18 protein-coding genes and 1 pseudogene are annotated in these 19,134 nt (G+C 68.1%); 6 read left to right on the top strand and 13 right to left on the bottom strand.

Translation table 11 applies throughout. From position 1 onward, the window contains the following. Window positions 1-89: 89 nt before the first annotated feature. Both ACZ50Z_RS14445 and glyA read right to left on the bottom strand, forming a co-directional pair. Window positions 90-917: an acyl-ACP desaturase gene (locus tag ACZ50Z_RS14445; RefSeq protein ID WP_464484170.1), complete on the bottom strand. Its 828-nt coding sequence runs from the start codon at window positions 915-917 to the stop codon at window positions 90-92. 97 nt (window positions 918-1,014) lie between these two features. Further along, a complete protein-coding gene (glyA, locus tag ACZ50Z_RS14450; RefSeq protein ID WP_464486240.1) occupies window positions 1,015-2,304 on the bottom strand; it encodes a serine hydroxymethyltransferase in 1,290 nt (429 codons plus the stop codon). Window positions 2,305-2,420: 116 nt separating this feature from the next. Here glyA and coaA point away from each other — a divergent pair, with 116 nt between their 5' ends. After that, a complete protein-coding gene (gene coaA / locus ACZ50Z_RS14455; protein ID WP_464484171.1) occupies window positions 2,421-3,359 on the top strand; it encodes a type I pantothenate kinase in 939 nt (312 codons plus the stop codon). 6 nt (window positions 3,360-3,365) lie between these two features. Here coaA and ACZ50Z_RS14460 read toward each other — a convergent pair whose 3' ends face one another. Together ACZ50Z_RS14460 and ACZ50Z_RS14465 are read right to left on the bottom strand one after the other, a co-directional pair. Further along, the gene (locus ACZ50Z_RS14460; protein ID WP_464484172.1) at window positions 3,366-3,791 is read right to left on the bottom strand and encodes a hypothetical protein; all 426 of its coding nucleotides are present in this window, start codon (window positions 3,789-3,791) and stop codon (window positions 3,366-3,368) included. 158 nt (window positions 3,792-3,949) lie between these two features. Beyond that, a pseudogene (locus tag ACZ50Z_RS14465) lies at window positions 3,950-4,722 on the bottom strand ((2Z,6E)-farnesyl diphosphate synthase). A 164-nt stretch (window positions 4,723-4,886) separates the two neighbouring features. Between ACZ50Z_RS14465 and trhA the strand changes: the two are divergent. Next, window positions 4,887-5,660 carry a PAQR family membrane homeostasis protein TrhA gene (gene trhA, locus ACZ50Z_RS14470; RefSeq protein WP_464484173.1) on the top strand — a complete coding sequence of 258 codons (774 nt, stop codon included), beginning with the start codon at window positions 4,887-4,889 and terminating at the stop codon, window positions 5,658-5,660. A 15-nt stretch (window positions 5,661-5,675) separates the two neighbouring features. On the opposite strand, the gene ACZ50Z_RS14475 is transcribed toward trhA, so the two are convergent. The 4 genes from ACZ50Z_RS14475 to mca all read right to left on the bottom strand — a co-directional run bounded on the left by ACZ50Z_RS14475 (window position 5,676) and on the right by mca (window position 9,484). Continuing rightward, window positions 5,676-6,059 (bottom strand): nuclear transport factor 2 family protein, encoded by a 384-nt coding sequence (locus tag ACZ50Z_RS14475; RefSeq protein WP_464484174.1) that lies wholly within the window; start codon window positions 6,057-6,059, stop codon window positions 5,676-5,678. A 245-nt stretch (window positions 6,060-6,304) separates the two neighbouring features. Beyond that, a complete protein-coding gene (locus ACZ50Z_RS14480) occupies window positions 6,305-8,320 on the bottom strand; it encodes a thioredoxin domain-containing protein (RefSeq protein ID WP_464484175.1) in 2,016 nt (671 codons plus the stop codon). Then, a complete protein-coding gene (locus ACZ50Z_RS14485; RefSeq protein ID WP_464484176.1) occupies window positions 8,307-8,615 on the bottom strand; it encodes a hypothetical protein in 309 nt (102 codons plus the stop codon). The genes ACZ50Z_RS14480 and ACZ50Z_RS14485 overlap by 14 nt, the downstream gene beginning before the upstream one ends. After that, window positions 8,612-9,484 (bottom strand): mycothiol conjugate amidase Mca, encoded by an 873-nt coding sequence (mca, locus tag ACZ50Z_RS14490; RefSeq protein WP_464484177.1) that lies wholly within the window; start codon window positions 9,482-9,484, stop codon window positions 8,612-8,614. Before mca ends, ACZ50Z_RS14485 begins: the two co-directional genes overlap by 4 nt. 112 nt (window positions 9,485-9,596) lie before the next feature. Here mca and ACZ50Z_RS14495 point away from each other — a divergent pair, with 112 nt between their 5' ends. Together ACZ50Z_RS14495 and greA are read left to right on the top strand one after the other, a co-directional pair. After that, window positions 9,597-10,031, top strand: coding sequence for a DUF4307 domain-containing protein (locus ACZ50Z_RS14495; protein WP_464484178.1), 435 nt, complete (start codon window positions 9,597-9,599; stop codon window positions 10,029-10,031). A 218-nt stretch (window positions 10,032-10,249) separates the two neighbouring features. Further along, window positions 10,250-10,744 carry a transcription elongation factor GreA gene (gene greA / locus ACZ50Z_RS14500; protein ID WP_066997513.1) on the top strand — a complete coding sequence of 165 codons (495 nt, stop codon included), beginning with the start codon at window positions 10,250-10,252 and terminating at the stop codon, window positions 10,742-10,744. A gap of 81 nt (window positions 10,745-10,825) precedes the next feature. Here the strand turns inward: greA and ACZ50Z_RS14505 are convergent, their stop codons facing one another. From ACZ50Z_RS14505 to ACZ50Z_RS14520, 4 genes are all read right to left on the bottom strand, one after another. Continuing rightward, window positions 10,826-11,992 carry a cystathionine gamma-synthase gene (locus ACZ50Z_RS14505; RefSeq protein WP_464484179.1) on the bottom strand — a complete coding sequence of 389 codons (1,167 nt, stop codon included), beginning with the start codon at window positions 11,990-11,992 and terminating at the stop codon, window positions 10,826-10,828. A gap of 11 nt (window positions 11,993-12,003) precedes the next feature. Next, window positions 12,004-12,735, bottom strand: a complete 732-nt coding sequence (locus ACZ50Z_RS14510; RefSeq protein WP_464484180.1) for an RDD family protein — start codon at window positions 12,733-12,735, stop codon at window positions 12,004-12,006. Window positions 12,736-12,848: 113 nt separating this feature from the next. Then, window positions 12,849-14,255, bottom strand: coding sequence for a cystathionine beta-synthase (locus tag ACZ50Z_RS14515; RefSeq protein ID WP_464484181.1), 1,407 nt, complete (start codon window positions 14,253-14,255; stop codon window positions 12,849-12,851). Window positions 14,256-14,315: 60 nt separating this feature from the next. Beyond that, on the bottom strand, window positions 14,316-15,383 hold the full coding sequence (locus ACZ50Z_RS14520; RefSeq protein WP_464484182.1) for an alpha/beta hydrolase: 1,068 nt from the start codon (window positions 15,381-15,383) through the stop codon (window positions 14,316-14,318). Between the two features lie 245 nt (window positions 15,384-15,628). Here ACZ50Z_RS14520 and ACZ50Z_RS14525 point away from each other — a divergent pair, with 245 nt between their 5' ends. Then, window positions 15,629-16,591, top strand: a complete 963-nt coding sequence (locus ACZ50Z_RS14525; RefSeq protein ID WP_464486241.1) for an SGNH/GDSL hydrolase family protein — start codon at window positions 15,629-15,631, stop codon at window positions 16,589-16,591. A gap of 93 nt (window positions 16,592-16,684) precedes the next feature. Then, window positions 16,685-17,902 carry an acetyl-CoA C-acetyltransferase gene (locus ACZ50Z_RS14530; protein ID WP_464484183.1) on the top strand — a complete coding sequence of 406 codons (1,218 nt, stop codon included), beginning with the start codon at window positions 16,685-16,687 and terminating at the stop codon, window positions 17,900-17,902. Between the two features lie 232 nt (window positions 17,903-18,134). On the opposite strand, the gene ACZ50Z_RS14535 is transcribed toward ACZ50Z_RS14530, so the two are convergent. Then, window positions 18,135-18,986 (bottom strand): Bax inhibitor-1/YccA family protein, encoded by an 852-nt coding sequence (locus ACZ50Z_RS14535; protein WP_464484184.1) that lies wholly within the window; start codon window positions 18,984-18,986, stop codon window positions 18,135-18,137. Between the last annotated feature and the right edge of the window lie 148 nt (window positions 18,987-19,134).

Here is a 19,134-nt window from a genome sequence, read left to right on the forward strand (position 1 = left end):
ACGTGACGAGCCGCGACAACGCGGAGGGATCAGAAGGGAGCGTGCCGCCGGCTCAGCCGACGATGAATTGCCGGGAGCGTGCCGCCGGCTCAGCCGACGATGAATTGCCGCAGCGCGGGCTCGTCCGCGAGCCCCCATGCGGTGATGCGGTCGGAGATCGCCTGGCGCAGCTGCTCCGGACCGAAAATGCCTGCCTCGGCGACGTTTCGCACCTTGTCCGCATACGTGTCGATGTCGGCGCCGGGCACCTGCAGCTCGGCCGCGCGGGTGGCGATCGCCGCGATCGTTTCGTCGCGGGTGTAGTCGAGGCAGTGCGCGATGAGGTTGGAGAAGAACAGTTCGTGCCGCCGCTCGTCGCGGGCGATCCGGTCGACGAGGCCGGCCAGAATGGGCTCCTCAAGCTTGGCGGCCAGGTTCTCGCAGAACACCGCGTGGGTGCGTTCGGTGAACGCCATGTGCACCAGCGTTTCCACCTGCGAGTAGGTGTCGGCGCGGTATCCCTTCATCACGTACTGGACGCGGGCCTCTTCGTTGGCGGTCGGGTCGACCTCGCGAGTCACCACCAGGTATTCGCGCAGGGCGATCGCGTGCAGGTGCTCCTCGGCGGTCCACCGACCGATCCAGCGGCCCCAGTAATCCTCGAGGATGAAGTGCTCGACGAATTCGCGGTGGTGTGCCGCGAGGTTGTCCTTGAGCAGCAAGATGATCTCGCAGGCGTCCGTCAACGGCCTGGGCAGCGTCATCGACGACGGGTCCCAGTCGCGTCCGCCGAGGAAGGCGAAGTTCTCGCCCCGTTCGAACGGCACGTAGTCGTGGGCGAACCAGATGTCCTCGGTGGACAGGTGACGATCCATGTTGGCTTCGACGACCGGCTCGAGTTCCAGGGTCAGCGCATTCGCGACGGGTCTCTGTGCCATGAGATAACTGTAACCCGCGTACACAGGTTCATGAAATCGCCGGGGCCGTGTCGGGCCAAGTGGTGACTTTGGTCCTCACACGCGCCGGCCGGCCGGGTCAGCGGCCGACCAGCGCCCAGTCTTCGAGGCCCTCGTACAGCGGAAACTCCTGGGCCAGCCGTGTCACGCGCTGCCGCAGTCCCGACACTTGACCTTCGGAGGCCGAGGTGCCGGCCGCCAGGGCGGTGGCGATGACGTCGGCGACCTCGCTGAACTCGGCGTCGCCGAAGCCGCGAGTGGCCAGGGCGGGTGTGCCGATCCGCAGACCCGAGGTGACCATCGGCGGCCGCGGGTCATTGGGCACCGCGTTGCGGTTGACGGTGATGCCGACCTCGTGCAGCAGGTCCTCGGCGGCCTGCCCGTCGAGCGGGGAGTTGCGCAGGTCCACCAGCACCAGGTGGACGTCGGTGCCACCGCTGACCACCGAGACGCCGGCCTTCGCGACGTCGGCGGCCAAGAGCCGGTCGGCGAGGATGCGCGCGCCGGACAACGTGCGCTGCTGGCGCTCGACGAATTCGGGGGTGCTGGCGATCTTCAGCGCGACGGCCTTGCCCGCGATGACGTGCATGAGCGGGCCACCCTGCTGGCCGGGGAACACCGCCGAGTTCACGGCCTTGGCGTACTCCTGCTTGCCGAGGATCATGCCGGAGCGGCCGCCGCCGAGCGTCTTGTGAATGGTGGTCGAGACGATGTCGGCGTGCGGCACCGGCGAGGGGTGCAGGCCGGCCGCGACCAGGCCCGCAAAGTGCGCCATGTCCACCCAGAGCTTGGCATCGACCTCGTCGGCGATCGAGGCGAACGCGGCGAAGTCGAGGATCCGCGGGTAGGCCGACCAACCGGCGATGATCACCTTCGGTCGGAATTCCAGCGCCTGCGCGCGCACCGCGTCCATGTCGACCAGATGCGTCGTCGGGTCGACGCCGTAGAAGCCGTTCTCGTAGAGCTTGCCGGAGAAGTTCAGCTTCATGCCGTGCGTCAGGTGACCGCCGTTGGCGAGGTCGAGACCCAGCAGCCGCTCCCCCGGCGACATCAGCGCGTGCAGCACCGCGGCGTTGGCCTGGGCGCCCGAATGCGGCTGCACGTTGGCGAAGTCGGCGCCGAAGAGCGCCTTGGCCCGGTCGCGGGCGATGTTCTCCACGACGTCGACGAATTCGCAGCCGCCGTAGTACCGACGCCCGGGCAGGCCCTCGGCGTACTTGTTGGTCAGCACGCTGCCCTGCGCCTGCAGCACCGCGCGCGGCACGAAGTTCTCCGAAGCGATCATCTCGAGGGTGTCGCGTTGCCGGCCGAGCTCTTTGCCGAGGAGCTCGGCGATATCCGGGTCGACGTCGGCCAGCGGGGCGGACATCACGGACGTCGAGGGGCGGGCGTCAGGTGCAGCAGTCACGGCCGCCAGTCTATCCAGCGTGGAGTTTTCGCCAGCCCAGCCGTCGGGCTTTTCGGCGCCCCTGCAACACTTGCACTATGCCGCGGCTTAGCGAGCCGAGCCCATATGTGGAGTTCGACCGAAAGCAATGGCGCGCGCTTCGTATGTCGACGCCGCTGGCCCTCACCGAGGAAGAACTCATCGGCCTGCGCGGTTTGGGTGAACAAATCGACTTGCTCGAAGTCGAAGAGGTCTACCTGCCGCTGGCCCGGCTCATTCACCTGCAGGTCGCCGCGCGCCAGCGGTTGTTCGCCGCCACCGCCGAATTCCTGGGCGAACCCCAGCAAAACCCGGACCGGCCCGTGCCGTTCATCATCGGCGTCGCCGGCAGCGTGGCGGTCGGCAAGTCGACGACCGCCCGTGTGCTGCAGGCGCTGCTGGCCCGTTGGGACCACCACCCCCGGGTGGACCTTGTGACCACCGATGGCTTCCTGTACCCGAATGCCGAGCTGGACCGACGAAATCTGATGCACCGCAAGGGCTTTCCGGAAAGCTACAACCGTCGGGCGCTGATGCGGTTCGTGACCTCGGTCAAGTCAGGCTCGGACTACGCGTGCGCTCCGGTGTATTCCCATTTGAAATACGACGTCATCCCCGGGGCCAAGCACGTGGTACGTCATCCCGACATCTTGATCCTGGAGGGCCTCAACGTTTTGCAGACCGGTCCGACCCTGATGGTGTCGGACCTGTTCGACTTCGGCGTGTATGTGGACGCGCGGATAGAAGACATCGAGCAGTGGTACATCTCGCGGTTCCTGGCCATGCGCAGCACCGCCTTCGCCGATCCCGAATCGCACTTCCACCACTACGCGGCGCTCAACGACACCAAGGCCGTCGCCGCCGCGCGCGAGATCTGGCGCTCGATCAACCGCCCCAATCTGGTCGAGAACATCCTGCCGACCCGGCCGCGCGCCACACTGGTGCTGCGCAAGGACGCCGACCATTCGATCAACCGGCTGCGGCTGCGCAAGCTTTAGGCGCGACTACGCCGTCTCGAGGCGACGCACACCGAGGTATTGCAGCGCGGCGAAGGCCGCCGTGTAGGCGCCGCCGGCCAGCGTCAGCGCGACCCCGGTGACGTTGAGCGGCAAGGCTTCGGCCGCCACCATCGACGCGAGCGTGAAAAAGACGTTGGCCACGATGACGCCGATGCCGACGCCGCGCAGGTCCGGCATCGCCCCGAGGCTGAACACCACGAGGCCGTAGATCACGAAGAAGGCCCCGATGGCGTAATTCTGGAAGGACGTCAGCCCGGTCAGCGACGAGAGCGGGTCGGCGAGAAAGGCGATCACCAAGCCGAAGAATCCCGTCAGGGTCGCGTCGGCGCGCACGGCAAAACGCAACAGCGAGTCGGTCGAGTCGTAGAGGGGCCGCGTGGTGAGGCCGGATACACCAGAAACAGACATCATGAAATTACTCCTCGCAATGGCGGTGTTGGCTATTGCCACGGATACAACGACGAGGGGGTTCATCCGGCTATTCCCGTTTTCGGGTAAATATTTGACACGCGCCAGTCGGGTGGGATCAGCGGCCCCATGAGTCACACGAACTGTGCGCGCGGCGAAACTTACTTGCCGTAGCGGCGATGCCGCTGGCTGTAGTCGCGCAGCGCGCGCAGGAAGTCGACCCGACGGAAGGCGGGCCAGTGCGCCTCGGTGAACCACATCTCCGAGTACGCGCTTTGCCACAGCATTGCTCGCCCGAGGTACGGATCACCAGGTCGGGATCGGGCTGACCGGAGGTGTAGAGGTTTTCCGAGATCGCGTCGACGGTGACCGTGTCGATCAGCTCTTCGGCGCTGGCGCCGTTGGCCAGTTCCTTGTTCAACAGCGAACGCACCGCGTCGACGATTTCGCGGCGGCCCCCGTAGCCGACGGCGACGTTGACGTGGAAGGGCGCCACGACCGGGGTCGACTCCACGGCGCCGCGCAGCCGGCGGGCCGGTTGCTCGCCGAGCAACTCGAGGTCGCCGACGGTGCGCACGCTCCAGCGGTTGGCCGGTGCGCAGATCTCCTCGACCACATCGGTGATGATTTCGATGAGACCCGCCAGCTCCTCGGGATCGCGCTGCAGGTTCTCCGTGGAAAGCAGGTACACGGTGGTCATCTCGATGCCGGCTTCCTGACACCAGCGCAGCATCTCGGCGATCTTGAGGGCGCCCATTCGGTAGCCGTAGCTCACGTCGTCGTATCCCGCGTCGCGCGCCCAGCGCCGGTTCCCGTCGCACAGCACCGCGATGTGGCGGGGCAGTTCTGACTTGGAAGCGGTCAGACCCTGCCGCAACCGCATTTCGTAGATCCGATACAGCGGCTCTTTGAGTCGCCGCGGGATGATTTCCACGAAGACCCACCCTACTGCCAGCGGCAATGGATTCCGGGTTGCAGTTCGGCCCGGTCCTAATCGGAAGCCAGCTGAGATGCCGCCGGAAAAGTCGACACTGCGCCGTAACCATCCCTGGCTACTCTGGCTCTTACGCGGCCCGCCGAGACAAAAACACAGGAGCCATGAGCAGCCAGACCAGCACCGCCCCCAATCCGGAACCCGACAACGAATCGATCGTTCCGGGCAACACCGTCGAGCAGCTCGTCGAAGGTGCCGCCCAGGTTTTGACCAAGCCCCGGCTGCGCGGCTGGATCCACTTCTACTCGGCGTGGCTGGCCGTCATCACCGGCGCCACGCTGGTGTCGGTGTCGTGGGCAGCCTCCTCGCCCCGCGCCGGTCACTCGACGCTGATCTACGCCGCCTGCACGGTGGCGCTGTTCGCGGTCAGCGCCACCTACCACCGGGTGCACTGGAAATCAGATCTGGCCCGGATCCGGATGAAACGGCTCGACCATTCGATGATCTTTGTGTTCATCGCCGGCAGTTACACGCCGTTCGCGCGGCTGGTCATGCCGCAGGACACCGGCGAGGTGGTGCTGTGGATCGTGTGGGGCGGCGCGCTGGCGGGCATCGCGTTGAAGTTGTGCTGGCCGACGGCGCCGCGTTGGCTGGGCGTACCCCTCTATCTGTTGCTGGGCTGGGTGGCCATTTGGTACGCGCCGACGATCCTGCACCAGGCCGGGGTGGCCGCGATGGTCCTGCTGGCGGTGGGCGGCGTGTTCTACAGCGTCGGCGGCATTTTCTACGGCCTACGGTGGCCGGACCCGTGGCCGCGGACGTTCGGATATCACGAGTTCTTCCACGCCTTCACCGCGATCGCGGCGATCCTGCACTACATCGCGATGTGGTTCGCCGTCTTCTACACGAGCGACCACGCCTGGCTGCTGGGCGGCTGAGGCCCGATCGGCCGGCTAGCCCTGGGCGACGTCGTCGTCGGGTGACCAGTACGCCTTCATCGCGGCGATCTTGCCGCTGCCGTCGAAGACCATGACGTCGATCGGCTCGATCACCATCCGGTGCTCGCCGGCGGTCACGGTCAGCCGGAACTGGAAGGCCGCCTCGTTGCCGGCCACGCGCAACGTCTTCAGTTCGCATTCGCGCTGCAGGTTGTCGACCGCGGAGTAGAAGCCGTGGATCGCTTGGCGCCCGATGTGCACCTCACCGCCGACCGGGTCCTCGACCGTGGCGTCATCGGCGTACAACTCGACCAGGTCGTCGGCGCTGCCCTTGGCGACCAGCTCGATGTAGCGGTGGACCGTGTTTCTGATCGCTTCGGTCTTGGCGGCATTCGGCATGGGAGGCAGGGTAACCCGGCGTCGGTGGTGATCGCCAGCGCGGCGTAGCCGGGCGCAGCGGGTCACCACCATCGATGTCGGTGGTGATCGCCAGCGCGGCGTAGCCGGGCGCAGCGGGTCACCACCATCGATGTCGGTGGTGATCGCTAGCGCGGCGTAGCCGGGCGCAGCGGGTCACCACCATCAGCGTCGGTGGTGATCGCTAGCGCGGCGTAGCCGGGCGCAGCGGGTCACCACCATCGACATCAACGACCGGAAACACCCAGGGCGGCGGCCAGTTCGGCCGCGGCGGTCACCGGCAGGTCGCAGACCCGGCCACGACACACGTACGCGGCGTCGGCGCCGGCCACCCGGTCCCGGTCCGTCAGCAGCGCCGACGAATTCACCTCCCCGCCCACGACGATCGTCCCGCCGGGCGCCAGCCGCCGCGCGTCGGCCAGGAGCGGCGACCACGATGGATCGCAGGCCACCGCGATCTGCAGCGGCCCGCGGACCGCGGCCTCCGCCACGGCCAGCCAATGCCCGGCCGAGCGCGGCGCGCGTTCCAGCAGCACCGAGTGCGCGCGCAGCGCGTCGTCGGCCGCCCGCAGATACCGCTCGGCGCGCTCCCCGTCGACCACATGTGCCGCCGTCAGCAGCGCCTCGGTGATCGACGACGCGCCCGACGGGGTCGCCCCGTCCAGCGGGTCGGCGGGCCGCAGCATCAGCCGCTCGGCATCGTCGGCGGTGTCGAACCATTGGCCGGGCCGCTCCCGGTCGGCGAAGTGTGCCAACGCGGTATCCAACAGGTCGGTCGCCGTCGTCAGCCAGGCCGCCTCGGCAGTCAGCTGGTAGAGCGCCAGCAGTCCGGTGGACAGCATCGCGTGGTCCTCGAGGATGGCGACGCTGTCGCCGACCACGCCGCCCAGGCTGGCGCGCCGCAGCCGGCCCTCGACGACGTGCAAGTCGAGCAGCGCCCTCGCGCAACGGCTTGCCGCGTCGGCGAACTCGGGTTCGTCCAGCGCCACGCTTGCCTCGACCAACGCGGTGATCGCCAACCCGTTCCACGACGTGACGACCTTGTCGTGGCGGCCGGGTTGGACCCGGGCGCGCCGCGCGTTCAACAACGCGGCCCGCACGCGTTCGGCCCGCTGCGCATCCTCCGGATCGGCGGGCAGCTGCAGCACCGAGGCGCCGTGCTCGAATGTGCCGGCGGGTGTGACCGCGTAAACCCTTGCGGCCCAACGGCCGTCGTCGGGACCTAGCGCGTCGTCCAGCTGTTTCGGCGTCCACACATAGGTCGAGCCCTCGCGGCCGTCGGCGTCGGCATCCAGTGACGAGGTGAACATGGGACCGTCGGCGAGTTCGTCGAGCAGGAACCGGGCGGTCTGGTCGGTGATGCGGCGGGCCAGCGGGTCGCCGGTACGCCGGGCCCAGTGCGCGTAGGCGCGCAGCAGCAGCGCGTTGTCGTAGAGCATCTTCTCGAAATGCGGTACCACCCAGGCGTTGTCGACGCTGTAGCGGGCAAAACCGCCGCCGAGCTGGTCGTAGATGCCGCCGCGGGCCATCGCGTTGCCGGCCCGCGACACCGCGTCGAGCGCCGCCGGCGATCCGGTGCGTTCGTAGTTGCGCAGCAGCGCCTCGAGCATCGCCGAGGGTGGAAACTTCGGCGCACCGCCGAACCCGCCGTGCACGGTGTCCTCATCCTTGAGCAGCGAGGCGACGGCGTGGTCACACAGGTCGGGCGAGACGGTGGGCCCACCCTCCTTGACGCCGGAAGCCATCTTGCGCAACTCGCCGGCGATGTGGTCGGACGCCTCCTCCACCTCGCCACGACGCTCCTGCCACGTGGCGGAGACGGCCGAAAGAAGTTGCAGGAAGCCATCTTTCGGATAGTAGGTGCCACAGAAGAAGGGGCGGCCGTCCGGCGTGAGGAAACAGGTCATCGGCCAGCCGCCCTGCCCGGTGAGGGCCACCGTGGCGTTCATGTACACCGCGTCGATGTCGGGCCGTTCCTCGCGGTCGACCTTGATGCAGACGAATCCCGCGTTCATCGCGGCGGCGACGTCGTGGTCTTCGAACGACTCGTGCGCCATGACGTGGCACCAGTGACAGGCCGCGTAGCCGACGGACAGCAGGATCGGCACGTCGCGGGCTGCGGCGTCGGCTAGCGCCTGCGGCGTCCACTGCTGCCAGTGCACCGGATTGTCGGCATGCTGCCGCAGATACGGGCTGGTCGCCAGCCCCAGGGTGTTCGTGCCGGTCGAGTCAGCTTGGCTCATCGCCGGATCCCGGGGGTCGCGGTGACCCGTCCGCCTGATCCGGGGCCTGCTCGGCGCCCGGGCCGACGGCGTCGGTGCCCTCGTCGGCGGCCTGGTCCGGCTCGGGATGCTTGGGATCAAACGACTCCGGCACCTTCTTCAGCTGACGGTTCATCGAGCGCAGCAGAAACAGCGTGCTGATCAACAACAACACGACGATCAGCAGGCCGACCGGGCTGGCCTTCCCGAAGTCGGGCCCGGTGTGCTGGGGCGCGTTGTCGGCCTGCCAGCTCGCGATCAGAACGAGGTGGTTCACGCGTCGGTCTCGATCCCGGCGAACAGATCGTCCTCGGGTAGCCGGGCCGGGACGCGCGAGCGGGCCAACTCGAATTCCTCGGTGGGCCAAAGCCGTTGCTGCCATTCGATGGGAGCCGCGAAGAAGTCGTGCTCCGGATCGATCTGTGTGGTGTGCGCCCGCAGCGCGTCGTCGCGCTGGCTGAAATAGGCCGAGCACTCGACGCGCGTGGTGACTCGGGACTCGAACGGGTCGTGCGCGGCGTCCCAATGCTCGAGCCACTTCTTGAACGGGGGTTCGTGACCGTGCTTGAGGGCCTCGTCGTGCAGCAACTGCATCCGGGCCCGCAGGAAGCCGTGGTTGTAGTACAGCTTGGACACCGACCACGGGTCGCCGGCGTCCGGGAAACGCCGGTAATCGCCGGCGGCCTCGAAGGCGCCGACCGAAACCTGGTGGCAGCGAATGTGATCCGGATGGGGATAGCCGCCGTTCTCGTCGTACGTGGTCATCACGTGCGGACGGAACTCGCGTACCGCGCGCACCAGCGCCTCGACCGACTCCTCGAGCGGCACCAGCGCGAAACAGCCCTCGGGCAGCGGGGGCGGCGGGTCGCCCTTGGGCAGACCGGAGTCGACGAAGCCGAGCCAGGTGTGCTCCACCCCGAGGATCTCGGCGGCCTTGGCCATCTCGTCGCGGCGGATTTCGGCGATGTGCCCGTGCACCTCGGGCAGGTCCATCGCCGGGTTGAGGATGTCGCCGCGTTCACCGCCGGTCAACGTCACCACCAGCACCCGATGGCCCTCGTCCGCGTAGCGGGCCAGGGTGGCGGCGCCCTTGCTGGACTCGTCGTCGGGGTGGGCGTGCACCGCCATCAACCGCAATTCGCTCACGTGCTCCCTTGTCACCTCGGGTGGTCGCCCGGTCTGACCCTATAATTCCAGTTTCACATCGTTGCATGCTGTCGGCCGGTGCCCGGCAGCCGACAGCCAGGCATAACCAGGCATGACCGAGAACCCGACTCCGCGTCCGGAGGCCCGCTACGGGCGTTCCCGGTTGCGGCGTATCCCCCGGCGCTGGGCGATCGTCGTGCTGGGCGTGCTGGTCGTTGCGGCCGGCCTGGCCGTGGCCGCCATCGGCTACCACCGGTTCGGCACCAGTGACGTCAAGGGGACGCTGGCCGGTTACCGGGTGATCGACGACCAGACGGCGTCGATAACGATCAGCGTGACCCGATCGGATCCGTCGCGGCCGGTGGCCTGCATCGTGCGGGTCCGCGCGGCCGACGGCAGCGAGACGGGCCGGCGTGAGCTGCTGGTCCCGCCGTCCGACGCGAGCACCGTGCAGGTGACGACGACGGTCAAATCCTCGCAGCCGCCGGCGGTGGCCGACATCTACGGCTGCGGCACCGATGTGCCGGCCTATCTGCGCCGGTCCTGACCGTCGCGATCGACGCCGAACAGCGAATATGGAGTCATCAACTGTTTGCGCGGTGGTAACATGAGTGAATACACGGTTCCGGCTGGGACCGTGTTGCTGCATTAGCGGCCGTTAGCACCACGGCGTTGCAGCACACGGGGATGGACCCGCACGCATCCGACGGCGGAGTAACAGGACTTAAGCGGACTCGCGGAACAACATACGAGGAGCACGACGAGATGACGGACACTTCGGTGACCTGGCTTACCCAGGAGTCGCATGACCGACTCAAGGCCGAGCTCGACCAGTTGATCGCGAATCGTCCGGTCATCGCCGCGGAGATCAACGACCGCCGCGAGGAGGGCGACCTGCGCGAAAACGGCGGCTACCACGCCGCCCGCGAAGAGCAGGGCCAGCAGGAGGCCCGCATCCGCCAGCTGCAGGATCTGCTCAACAACGCCAAGGTCGGCGAAGCGCCCAAGCAGTCCGGCGTCGCGCTGCCCGGCTCGGTGGTCAAGGTCTACTACAACGGCGACAAATCCGACACGGAGACCTTCCTGATCGCCACCCGCCAGGAGGGCGTCAACGACGGCAAGCTCGAGGTGTACTCGCCCAATTCACCGCTGGGCGGCGCGCTGATCGACGCCAAGGAAGGCGAGACCCGCAGCTACGTGGTGCCCAACGGCAACACCGTCGAGGTCACCCTGGTCAGCGCGGAGCCCTACCACTCCTAGCCATTAGCGTCCCCTCGCGAGCAGACGCGGAATCGCACTAAACGCGCTCAGCGCGTGCGATTCCGCGTCTGCTCGCGGTAGCTAGCCGAGGGCCTGCTCGAGGTCGGCCTGCAGGTCGGCGATGTCCTCGATGCCGACCGACAGGCGCACCAGGTCGTCGGGCACTTCCAATTGCGACCCGGCCGTCGACGCGTGCGTCATCGCGCTGGGGTGCTCGATCAACGACTCGACCCCACCCAGCGATTCGGCCAGGATGAACACCTTGGTTTTGGCGCACAGCTCCCGGGCGGCGTCCCGGCCGCCGCGCATGCGCACCGAGACCATGCCGCCGAACCCGCGCATCTGCCGCGCGGCGATCTCGTGCCCGGGGTGGCTGGGCAGACCGGGATAGAGCACCACGCTCACCGCGGGATGGCCCGCGAGGAATTCCGCGACGGCCGTGGCGTTTTCGCTGTGCCGTTGCATGCGCAGCACCAGGGTCTTCAGGCCGCGCATCGTCAGGTAGGCGTCGAACGGGCCGGGCACCGCGCCAGCCCCGTTCTGCAGGAAGCCGAACGCGTCGTCGAGTTCCTGGTCATTGGTGACCAGCGCGCCGCCCACCACGTCGGAATGCCCGCCGATGTACTTGGTGGTCGAGTGCAGCACGATGTCCGCCCCCAGCGTCAGCGGCTGCTGCAGCGCAGATGAGGCAAAGGTATTGTCCACCAACACTTTCGCGGACTGCCGCCTGCCCAGCTCGGCAATGGCGGCGATATCGGCGATGGACAGCAACGGGTTCGTCGGGGTTTCCACCCAGATCATCCGGGTTCGCGGCGTGATCGCGGCGGCGACGGCGTCCAGCTCGTGCAGCGCGACGGGCGTGTATTCGACGTTCCACTGGGTGAAGACCTTGTCGATCAGCCGGAACGTGCCGCCGTAGGCGTCGTTCGGGATCACCACGTGATCACCTGGCCGCAGCACCGCCCGCAGGGCGCAGTCGGTGGCCGCCATCCCGGAGGCGAAGGCCCGCCCGTAGCTGCCCTCCTCGACCGCGGCCAGCGCCGCCTCGAGAGCGCCGCGGGTCGGGTTGCCGGTGCGCGCGTACTCGAAGCCGCCCCGCAACGCGCCGACGCCGTCCTGGGCGAAGGTGCTGCTGGCGTAGATCGGGGCGTTGACCGCTCCGGTCGCCGGGTCCGGCCGGTAGCCGGCGTGAATCGCTTTGGTGGCCAGTCCGGTGAATTCGGGGTGTGGGTTGCGGTCGTCGCTCATCGACGATCAGCCTAGGTGACGGGCGGCCTTTCGGTGCCGTCGATCGGCAGGCACACGGTCGTCATGATCTTGTCCGCCAACGTCTGACGCTTCGAATCCCACAGCGGGAAAAGGAAACCGATGAAGCAGATGATCGCGTCGATGAAGTGCGCCAGCGCGCGCACCACGGACATGCCGAAGCCGAGGGGCTGGCCGGTGACCTCGCTGACCACTTTGAACTTCATCACCGATTTTCCGACGCTCGACCCGGTCGTGCCCTGCTGGTAGCCGAAGTTCCAGATCAGGTAGAACAGCCCGACGATCGACGCCAACCACTGCGCCACCATGCCGAGGGTCGAGTTCTGGGTGGCGCAGTACTGGTTGACGGCGTACTGGGTGACGTCGGTGATGCAGGCCGTCTGCTGGGTGGCGAGCAGGATCGCGGTGCCGATGCCGTGCACGACGACGTACGGGAGGATGTCGATGACGAACGCCAGCGCGCGGGTCAGCCACGGCGTGTACTCCTGCGTCGGCAGGCTGCGGATCGCCGGTCCCGGGGGTGGCGGCGCGTAGCCGCCGGACGACGGCGGGGGCGGCGGGTAGGACCCACCGGGCGGTGGCGGTGGCGGGGGGTAGGAAGCGCCGGGCGCCGACGGCGGGGGCGGGAATTCCTGGCCGCCGGAGGGCGGCTGCTGCCCACCGGAGGGACCGGGCGACGAGGGAGGCGGCGGGTACGCGCCGCCGGGCGGCGGTTGATCGGTCATGGGCAACCTTCCACTGCGGAACAGCCGGACATCTCTAGCCGGATTAGCCGAATTACCGTACCTGAGCGTTTCACCGACGGGCGAGACACACATCGCCCGCCGAGCGCCGCGCGCTACCGGCGCCCGCTGAGCCCACGGGGCCCCTCGGAGAGGAAGCCCAGCAGGTCATAGCGGGTGATCACGCCCACCGGTTTGCCCTCCTCGACCACCATCAACGCGTCCCAGTCGCGCAGCGCCGTGCCCGCCGCGCTGACCAGCTCGCCCGCGCCGATCATCGGCAGCGGGGGGCTCATGTGCTGGGCGACCGCGTCGGCAAGTTTCGCCCGGCCCTCGAACACGGCCGACAGCAGTTCGCGTTCGGAGACGCTGCCGGCGACCTCCCCCGCCATCACGGGCGGCTCGGCGCCGACCACCGGCATCTGGGACACCCCGTACTCGCGCAGGATGCCGATGGCGTCGCGCACCGTTTCCGAGGGGTGGGTGTGCACCAGGTCGGGCAGCGCACCGGACTTGCGACGCAACACGTCGCCGACCCGGGACTGCTCGGTCGACCCATCGAGCCGGCTGCGCAGGAACCCGTACGACGACATCCAGGCGTCGTTGAAGATCTTCGACATGTAGCCGCGCCCGCCGTCGGGCAGCAGCACCACGACGAGCGCGTCGGGTCCGGCTTGCTCGGCGACGCGCAGTGCGGCCACCACCGCCATCCCGCATGACCCGCCGACCAGCATCGCTTCCTCACGCGCCAGTCGCCGGGTCATGTCGAACGAGTCGGAATCGGACACCGCGATGATCTCGTCGGGCACCGTGCGGTCGTAGGCCTGCGGCCAGAAGTCCTCGCCCACGCCCTCCACCAGATAGGGGCGGCCGGTCCCACCCGAATACACCGACCCCTCGGGGTCGGCGCCGATGATGCGCACGGCCCCGTTCGATACCTCCTTGAGATAGCGGCCCGCACCGGTGATGGTGCCGCCGGTGCCGATGCCGGCGACGAAGTGGGTGACCTTGCCGTCGGTGTCGGCCCAGATCTCCGGGCCGGTGGTGGCGTAGTGGCTGGCCGGGCCTTCAGGGTTGGCGTACTGATCCGGCTTCCACGCGCCCTCGATCTCGGTGACCAGCCGGTCGGAGACGCTGTAGTAGCTGTCCGGGTGCTCGGGGGGCACGGCCGTCGGGCACACGACCACCTCGGCCCCGTAGGCGATGAGCACGTTGCGCTTGTCCTCGCTGACCTTGTCGGGGCAGACGAACACGCATTTGTAGCCGCGGTGCTGGGCGACCAGGGCCAGCCCGACGCCGGTGTTGCCCGAGGTGGGTTCGACGATTGTGCCGCCGGGCTTCAGCTGTCCGCTGGCCTCGGCAGCGTCGATCATCTTCGCCGCGATCCGGTCCTTGGAGCTGCCGCCGGGGTTGAGGTATTCGACCTTGGCCGCCACGATGCCGGCGCCGTCGGGAACGACGGAGTTCAGGCGCACCAGCGGCGTGCCGCCGATGAGGTCACTGATGTGCTGCGCGATCCGCATGCGTCACATCGTCTCAGGCGGTTTGGCGCGGCGCGCAACTGCTCTGCGCGTTGCGTGGTGCTATTCGGTGGCCTCGCGGATGTAGTCGCCGATCTGGCGCAGCGAGCGCATGGCCTCCGGCACCATCGGCGCGGCCAGCTGGAAGTCGTGGATCTGGCCGGGCCACACCCGCACCTCCGCGGGCACCCCGACCGCGGCCAGCCTGCTCGCCGCCAACCGCGCGTCGTGCAGCAGCACCTCGGAGCCCGACACGTGAATCAGCGTGCGCGGCAGTCCCGGCTTGATGTGTTCGAGCGGCTCGTAGATCTCTTCGGGTTTGCCGTGGACGGTGTTCTTGCCGGCCGCCGTGGCGACCAGCGCGGCGAGGGCGTCGAACGCCTCGGCCGAGAACATCGCGTCGGTGTCGATGTTGGGGTGGGCCTGCTTGGGTTCCTTCGCCAGCTGCAGCAGTGGCGAGATCGCCACCAGCGCCGCGGGCTCCTCGCCTTCCTCCTGCAAGCGCTGCGCCAGCGTGAGCGCCAGGTAGCCGCCCGCGGAGTCGCCCGCGAGCACGATCTGGTCGGGTCGGTAGCCGCGCAGCCGCAGCCATCGGTAGGCATCGTGGCAATCGTCGATCGCCATACCCACCGAATTCTTGGGCAGCAGACGGTAATTGACCACCAAGATGGGTGCGTCGGCGAACTTGGAGAGGGCTTCGACGAGCCTGCCGTGGGAGTTCGCCCCGCAGGTCAAAAAGGCGCCGCCGTGGAGGTAGACGACGACGCGGCGGCTGCCGTCGGCGGGTAGCACCCCGGGCGCGCGCACCAGCTGCGCGGAGGCGTGCGGCAGCTTCACCGTCTCGCGAACGGTGGCCGACGCCGGGATCAGCACCCGGGCGGTGAGGTCGATGAGGCCCCACGGCCACGGCAGGTTGGGGACGTGGCTGCCGACGGTCAGGATCGGCCGGATCGTCAGCCGTGACGTCAGGTTGGCCAATCGCGCAGCAACGCTGGGGCCGGATTCGAGGACCTCGACCGGTGCGCCGTCGCTGATCGCGAACTTGCGGGTCTGGTCGCGACGAGCTTTGAGGACATCATGGGCACGAACGGTGGCCTCAGGCGACCCCGATACCTTGCTAGGTGCGGTCATGCTCAACACTTCCTACGCCGTTGTAGTGCGATACAGCATGTGACGAGGCAGTTGAGCGCCTGGTTCAGCCGTTTGCCAAAGCGCTCAGCCATCCCCTTGTTCTCAGCTTGACAGCCATTGCTTAGTGCAACGTATGAAATCTCTGAGTTGATACCAGTTTTGAGTCGCACCGTGATCAGTTCGTTTTTTCACACCACCCGCGCAAACTCCGCGGCGGCCCTAAAATCGAGGGGGTGACCATCCGGGTGCCACGTCGTTCGGCGATCGCCCTGGCCACTGCGGGCGCGCTGGCCTCGACAGGAACCGCCTACCTGGGGGCGCGCAGTCTGTTGGTCGGCCAGGCGACCCACGCGCGCACCATCATCCCCAAGGCATGGGACATCCCGCCTCGCGCCGACGGCGTGTACGCGCGCGGCGGCGGGCCGGTCCAACGGTGGCATCGCGGGATGGCGGCCGACCTGCACCTGATGATCTTCGGCGATTCGACCGCCGCCGGATACGGGTGTATGAGCGCCGACGAGGTGCCCGGGGTGCGGATCGCGCGGGGCCTGGCCGAGCAGACCGGCAAGCGAATCCGGTTGAGCACCAAGGCCATCGTCGGCGCCACCTCCAAGGGCGTGTGTGGTCAAGTCGACGCGATGTTCGTCGCCGGCCCGCCGCCCGACGTTGCGGTGGTAATGGTCGGCGCCAACGACGTGACCGCGCTCAACGGGGTGAGCCAGTCGGCGCAACGGCTGGCGTTGATCGTCCGTAAGCTGCGCGACCGGGGCGCGGTGGTGATCGTGGGCACCTGTCCGGATCTGGGGTTCATCAGCGCGATTCCACAGCCGCTGCGCTCGCTCGCGCACGAGCGTTGCCTGCAGCTGTCCCGCGCCCAGACCGCGGCGGTCCGCTCGGCCGGCGGTGTGCCGGTGCCGCTGGCGCAGCTGATGGCGCCGCAGTTCCGGGCCACGCCCGACGCGATGTTCTCCGCCGACGGTTACCACCCGTCGGCGCCCGCTTATGCGCTGGCCGCCGACGCGCTGCTGCTCGCCGTGTGCGACGCGCTGGGCGAGAAGGTGGAGCGTCCGCCGCTGGGCCCGCCGGTGCCTGCGGCGACGCCGGTCTTGGGGCAGGGTCACACGCGCGCCAGCGTGATGTCGCGGCTGTGGCGGCGCCCGGCACCCGGACCTGCCCCGTCTTCGTGCCCCGAGGTCGGCAGCGACTAGATTTGTGTTCGCCCGTCGGGGTGGACCCACCGCCCGATGGTGAAGCGAGCCAGCCCCATCTGTGGGATCTGCAGGGATTTGAAGGGAACCACCATGCCTGAAGCCGTCATTGTCTCAACCGCTCGCTCGCCGATCGGCCGCGCGATGAAGGGGTCGCTGGTCAACATGCGGCCCGACGACCTGGCCGTCCAGATCGTGCGCGCCGCCCTCGACAAGGTGCCCGCGCTGAACCCACACCAGATCGACGACCTGATCCTGGGCTGTGGGCAGCCCGCCGGCGAGTCCGGATACAACCTGGCGCGGGTCATCGCCGTCGAGCTCGGCTTCGACTTCCTGCCGGGCACCACCGTGAACCGGTACTGCTCGTCGTCGCTGCAGACCTCGCGGATGGCCTTCCACGCGATCAAGGCCGGTGAGGGCGACGCCTTCATCTCCGCGGGGGTAGAGACCGTGTCCCGGTTCGCCAAGGGCAGCGCCGACTCATGGCCGGACACCAAGAACTCGCTGTTCGGCGAGGCCCAGGAGCGCTCGGGCGCCGCGGCCGAGGGCGCCGACGAGTGGCACGATCCCCGCGCCGACGGCAACCTGCCCGACGTATACATCGCGATGGGGCAGACCGCCGAAAACGTCGCCCTGCTGACCGGCATCAGCCGCGAAGACCAGGACCACTGGGGAGTGCGCAGCCAGAACCGCGCGGAGGAAGCGATCAAGAGCGGGTTCTTCGAGCGCGAGATCACCCCGGTGACCCTGCCCGACGGCACCACGGTGAGCACCGATGATGGCCCCCGTCCCGGCACCACGTACGAGAAGATCAGCCAGCTCAAGCCGGTGTTCCGGCCCAATGGCACCGTGACCGCGGGCAACGCCTGCCCGCTGAACGACGGCGCGGCCGCGGTGGTGATCACCAGCGACACCAAGGCCAAGGAACTCGGCCTGACGCCGCTGGCGCGGATCGTGTCCACCGGGGTCAGCGGCCTTTCGCCGGAGATCATGGGGCTGGGTCCGATCGAGGCGACCAAGAAGGCGCTGGCGCGGGCCAAGCTGTCCGTCGGCGACATCGACCTGTTCGAGATCAACGAGGCGTTCGCCGTGCAGGTGCTGGGGTCGGCCCGCGAGCTGGGCATCGACGAGGACAAGCTGAACGTGTCCGGCGGGGCGATCGCGCTGGGCCACCCGTTCGGCATGACCGGTGCCCGCATCGCGACCACGCTGCTCAACAACCTGCAAACGCACGACAAGACGTTCGGCCTGGAGACGATGTGCGTCGGCGGCGGGCAGGGCATGGCGATGGTGATCGAGCGGCTGAGCTGAGCAGTCTGGTTTTGGGGGCCGCCGCGGAGGACTGACTGCGGTGAGCGTGAAGCCTCGGCTTTGGGTGTGAAACGTGGGCGGCGACACGCCGATCGACCCCGCCGCTGCTTAACACTCGAAACCGTCAGTTCACACTCAACGCCGTACTTGCACACCCAACGACGCCGCACCGCCCGGCAGGCAATAAAAAACCGGCACGCCTTTCGGCGTGCCGGTTTTCTGTGTGGCAGAGCTAATCGTTTTGTAGATAGCTGAGCAGCCGCAGGATCTCGATGTACAGCCAGACGAGCGTCACGGTGAGGCCCAGGGCGACGCCCCATGCGGCCTTCTCCGGCGCGCCGGCGCGGACCATCTGGTCGGCCGCGTCGAAGTCGATCAGGAAGCTGAACGCCGCGATGCCGATGCACACCAGCGAGAAGATGATCGCCAGCGGGCCGCCGCTGCGCAGGCCCAGGCCGGCGCCGCCGCCGACACCGAACAGCGCCAGCACGAAGTTGCCCAGCATCAGGGCCAGCACGCCGAACAGCGCGGCGACCACCATGCGGGTGAACTTGGGCGTGACCCGGATGGCGCCGGTCTTGTAGACCACCAACATCCCGAAGAACACCCCGAAGGTGCCCATCACGGCCTCGCCGATCAGCACGCCGGCGTTCGCGCTCGACACCGAGAAGTGGGCGAAGACGAACGAAATGGCACCCAGGAACAGGCCCTCGAGGACGGCGTAGCTCAGCACGATCGCCGGGCTGTCCTGCTTGCGGCCGAAGGTCGCGACCAACACCAGGCCCAGGCCGCCGAGCGCGCCGATCATGGTCAGCGGCATCGCCAGGGCGAGGTTCGAGACCACCAAGAAGTAGGAGACCACGGCGGAGGCCGCCAGCACGGCCAGCGTGATGCCGGTCTTGGTGACGACGTCGTCGATGGTCAGCGGACGCGAAGCCTTGGCCTCCTGGTACGGAGCCTGGTACGGAGCCGCATAGGGGTCGGCCTGGTAGCCCTGCATCGGGGCCGCGCCAGTGCCGAATTGCGCGTATCCGCCCCTCTGCTTCGGCAGCGAACGAAATACCGGGTTGCTTGTCTCCCGCACCGTCGGATCCTCTCTTATTGGCTTCGAGCTGTGCGAACACAATCTCAACGATCAGCGGACCACCCTGGTTCCCAGCCGAGCTGGGCATTTTGTGGGTTCTCGAGCCGTTGAAGGCTTGAGCCGTTGTCGTCGCGTTAAAGATAACCCT

The organism is Mycobacterium sp. NTMscope_MAC_269, from assembly GCF_976985695.1.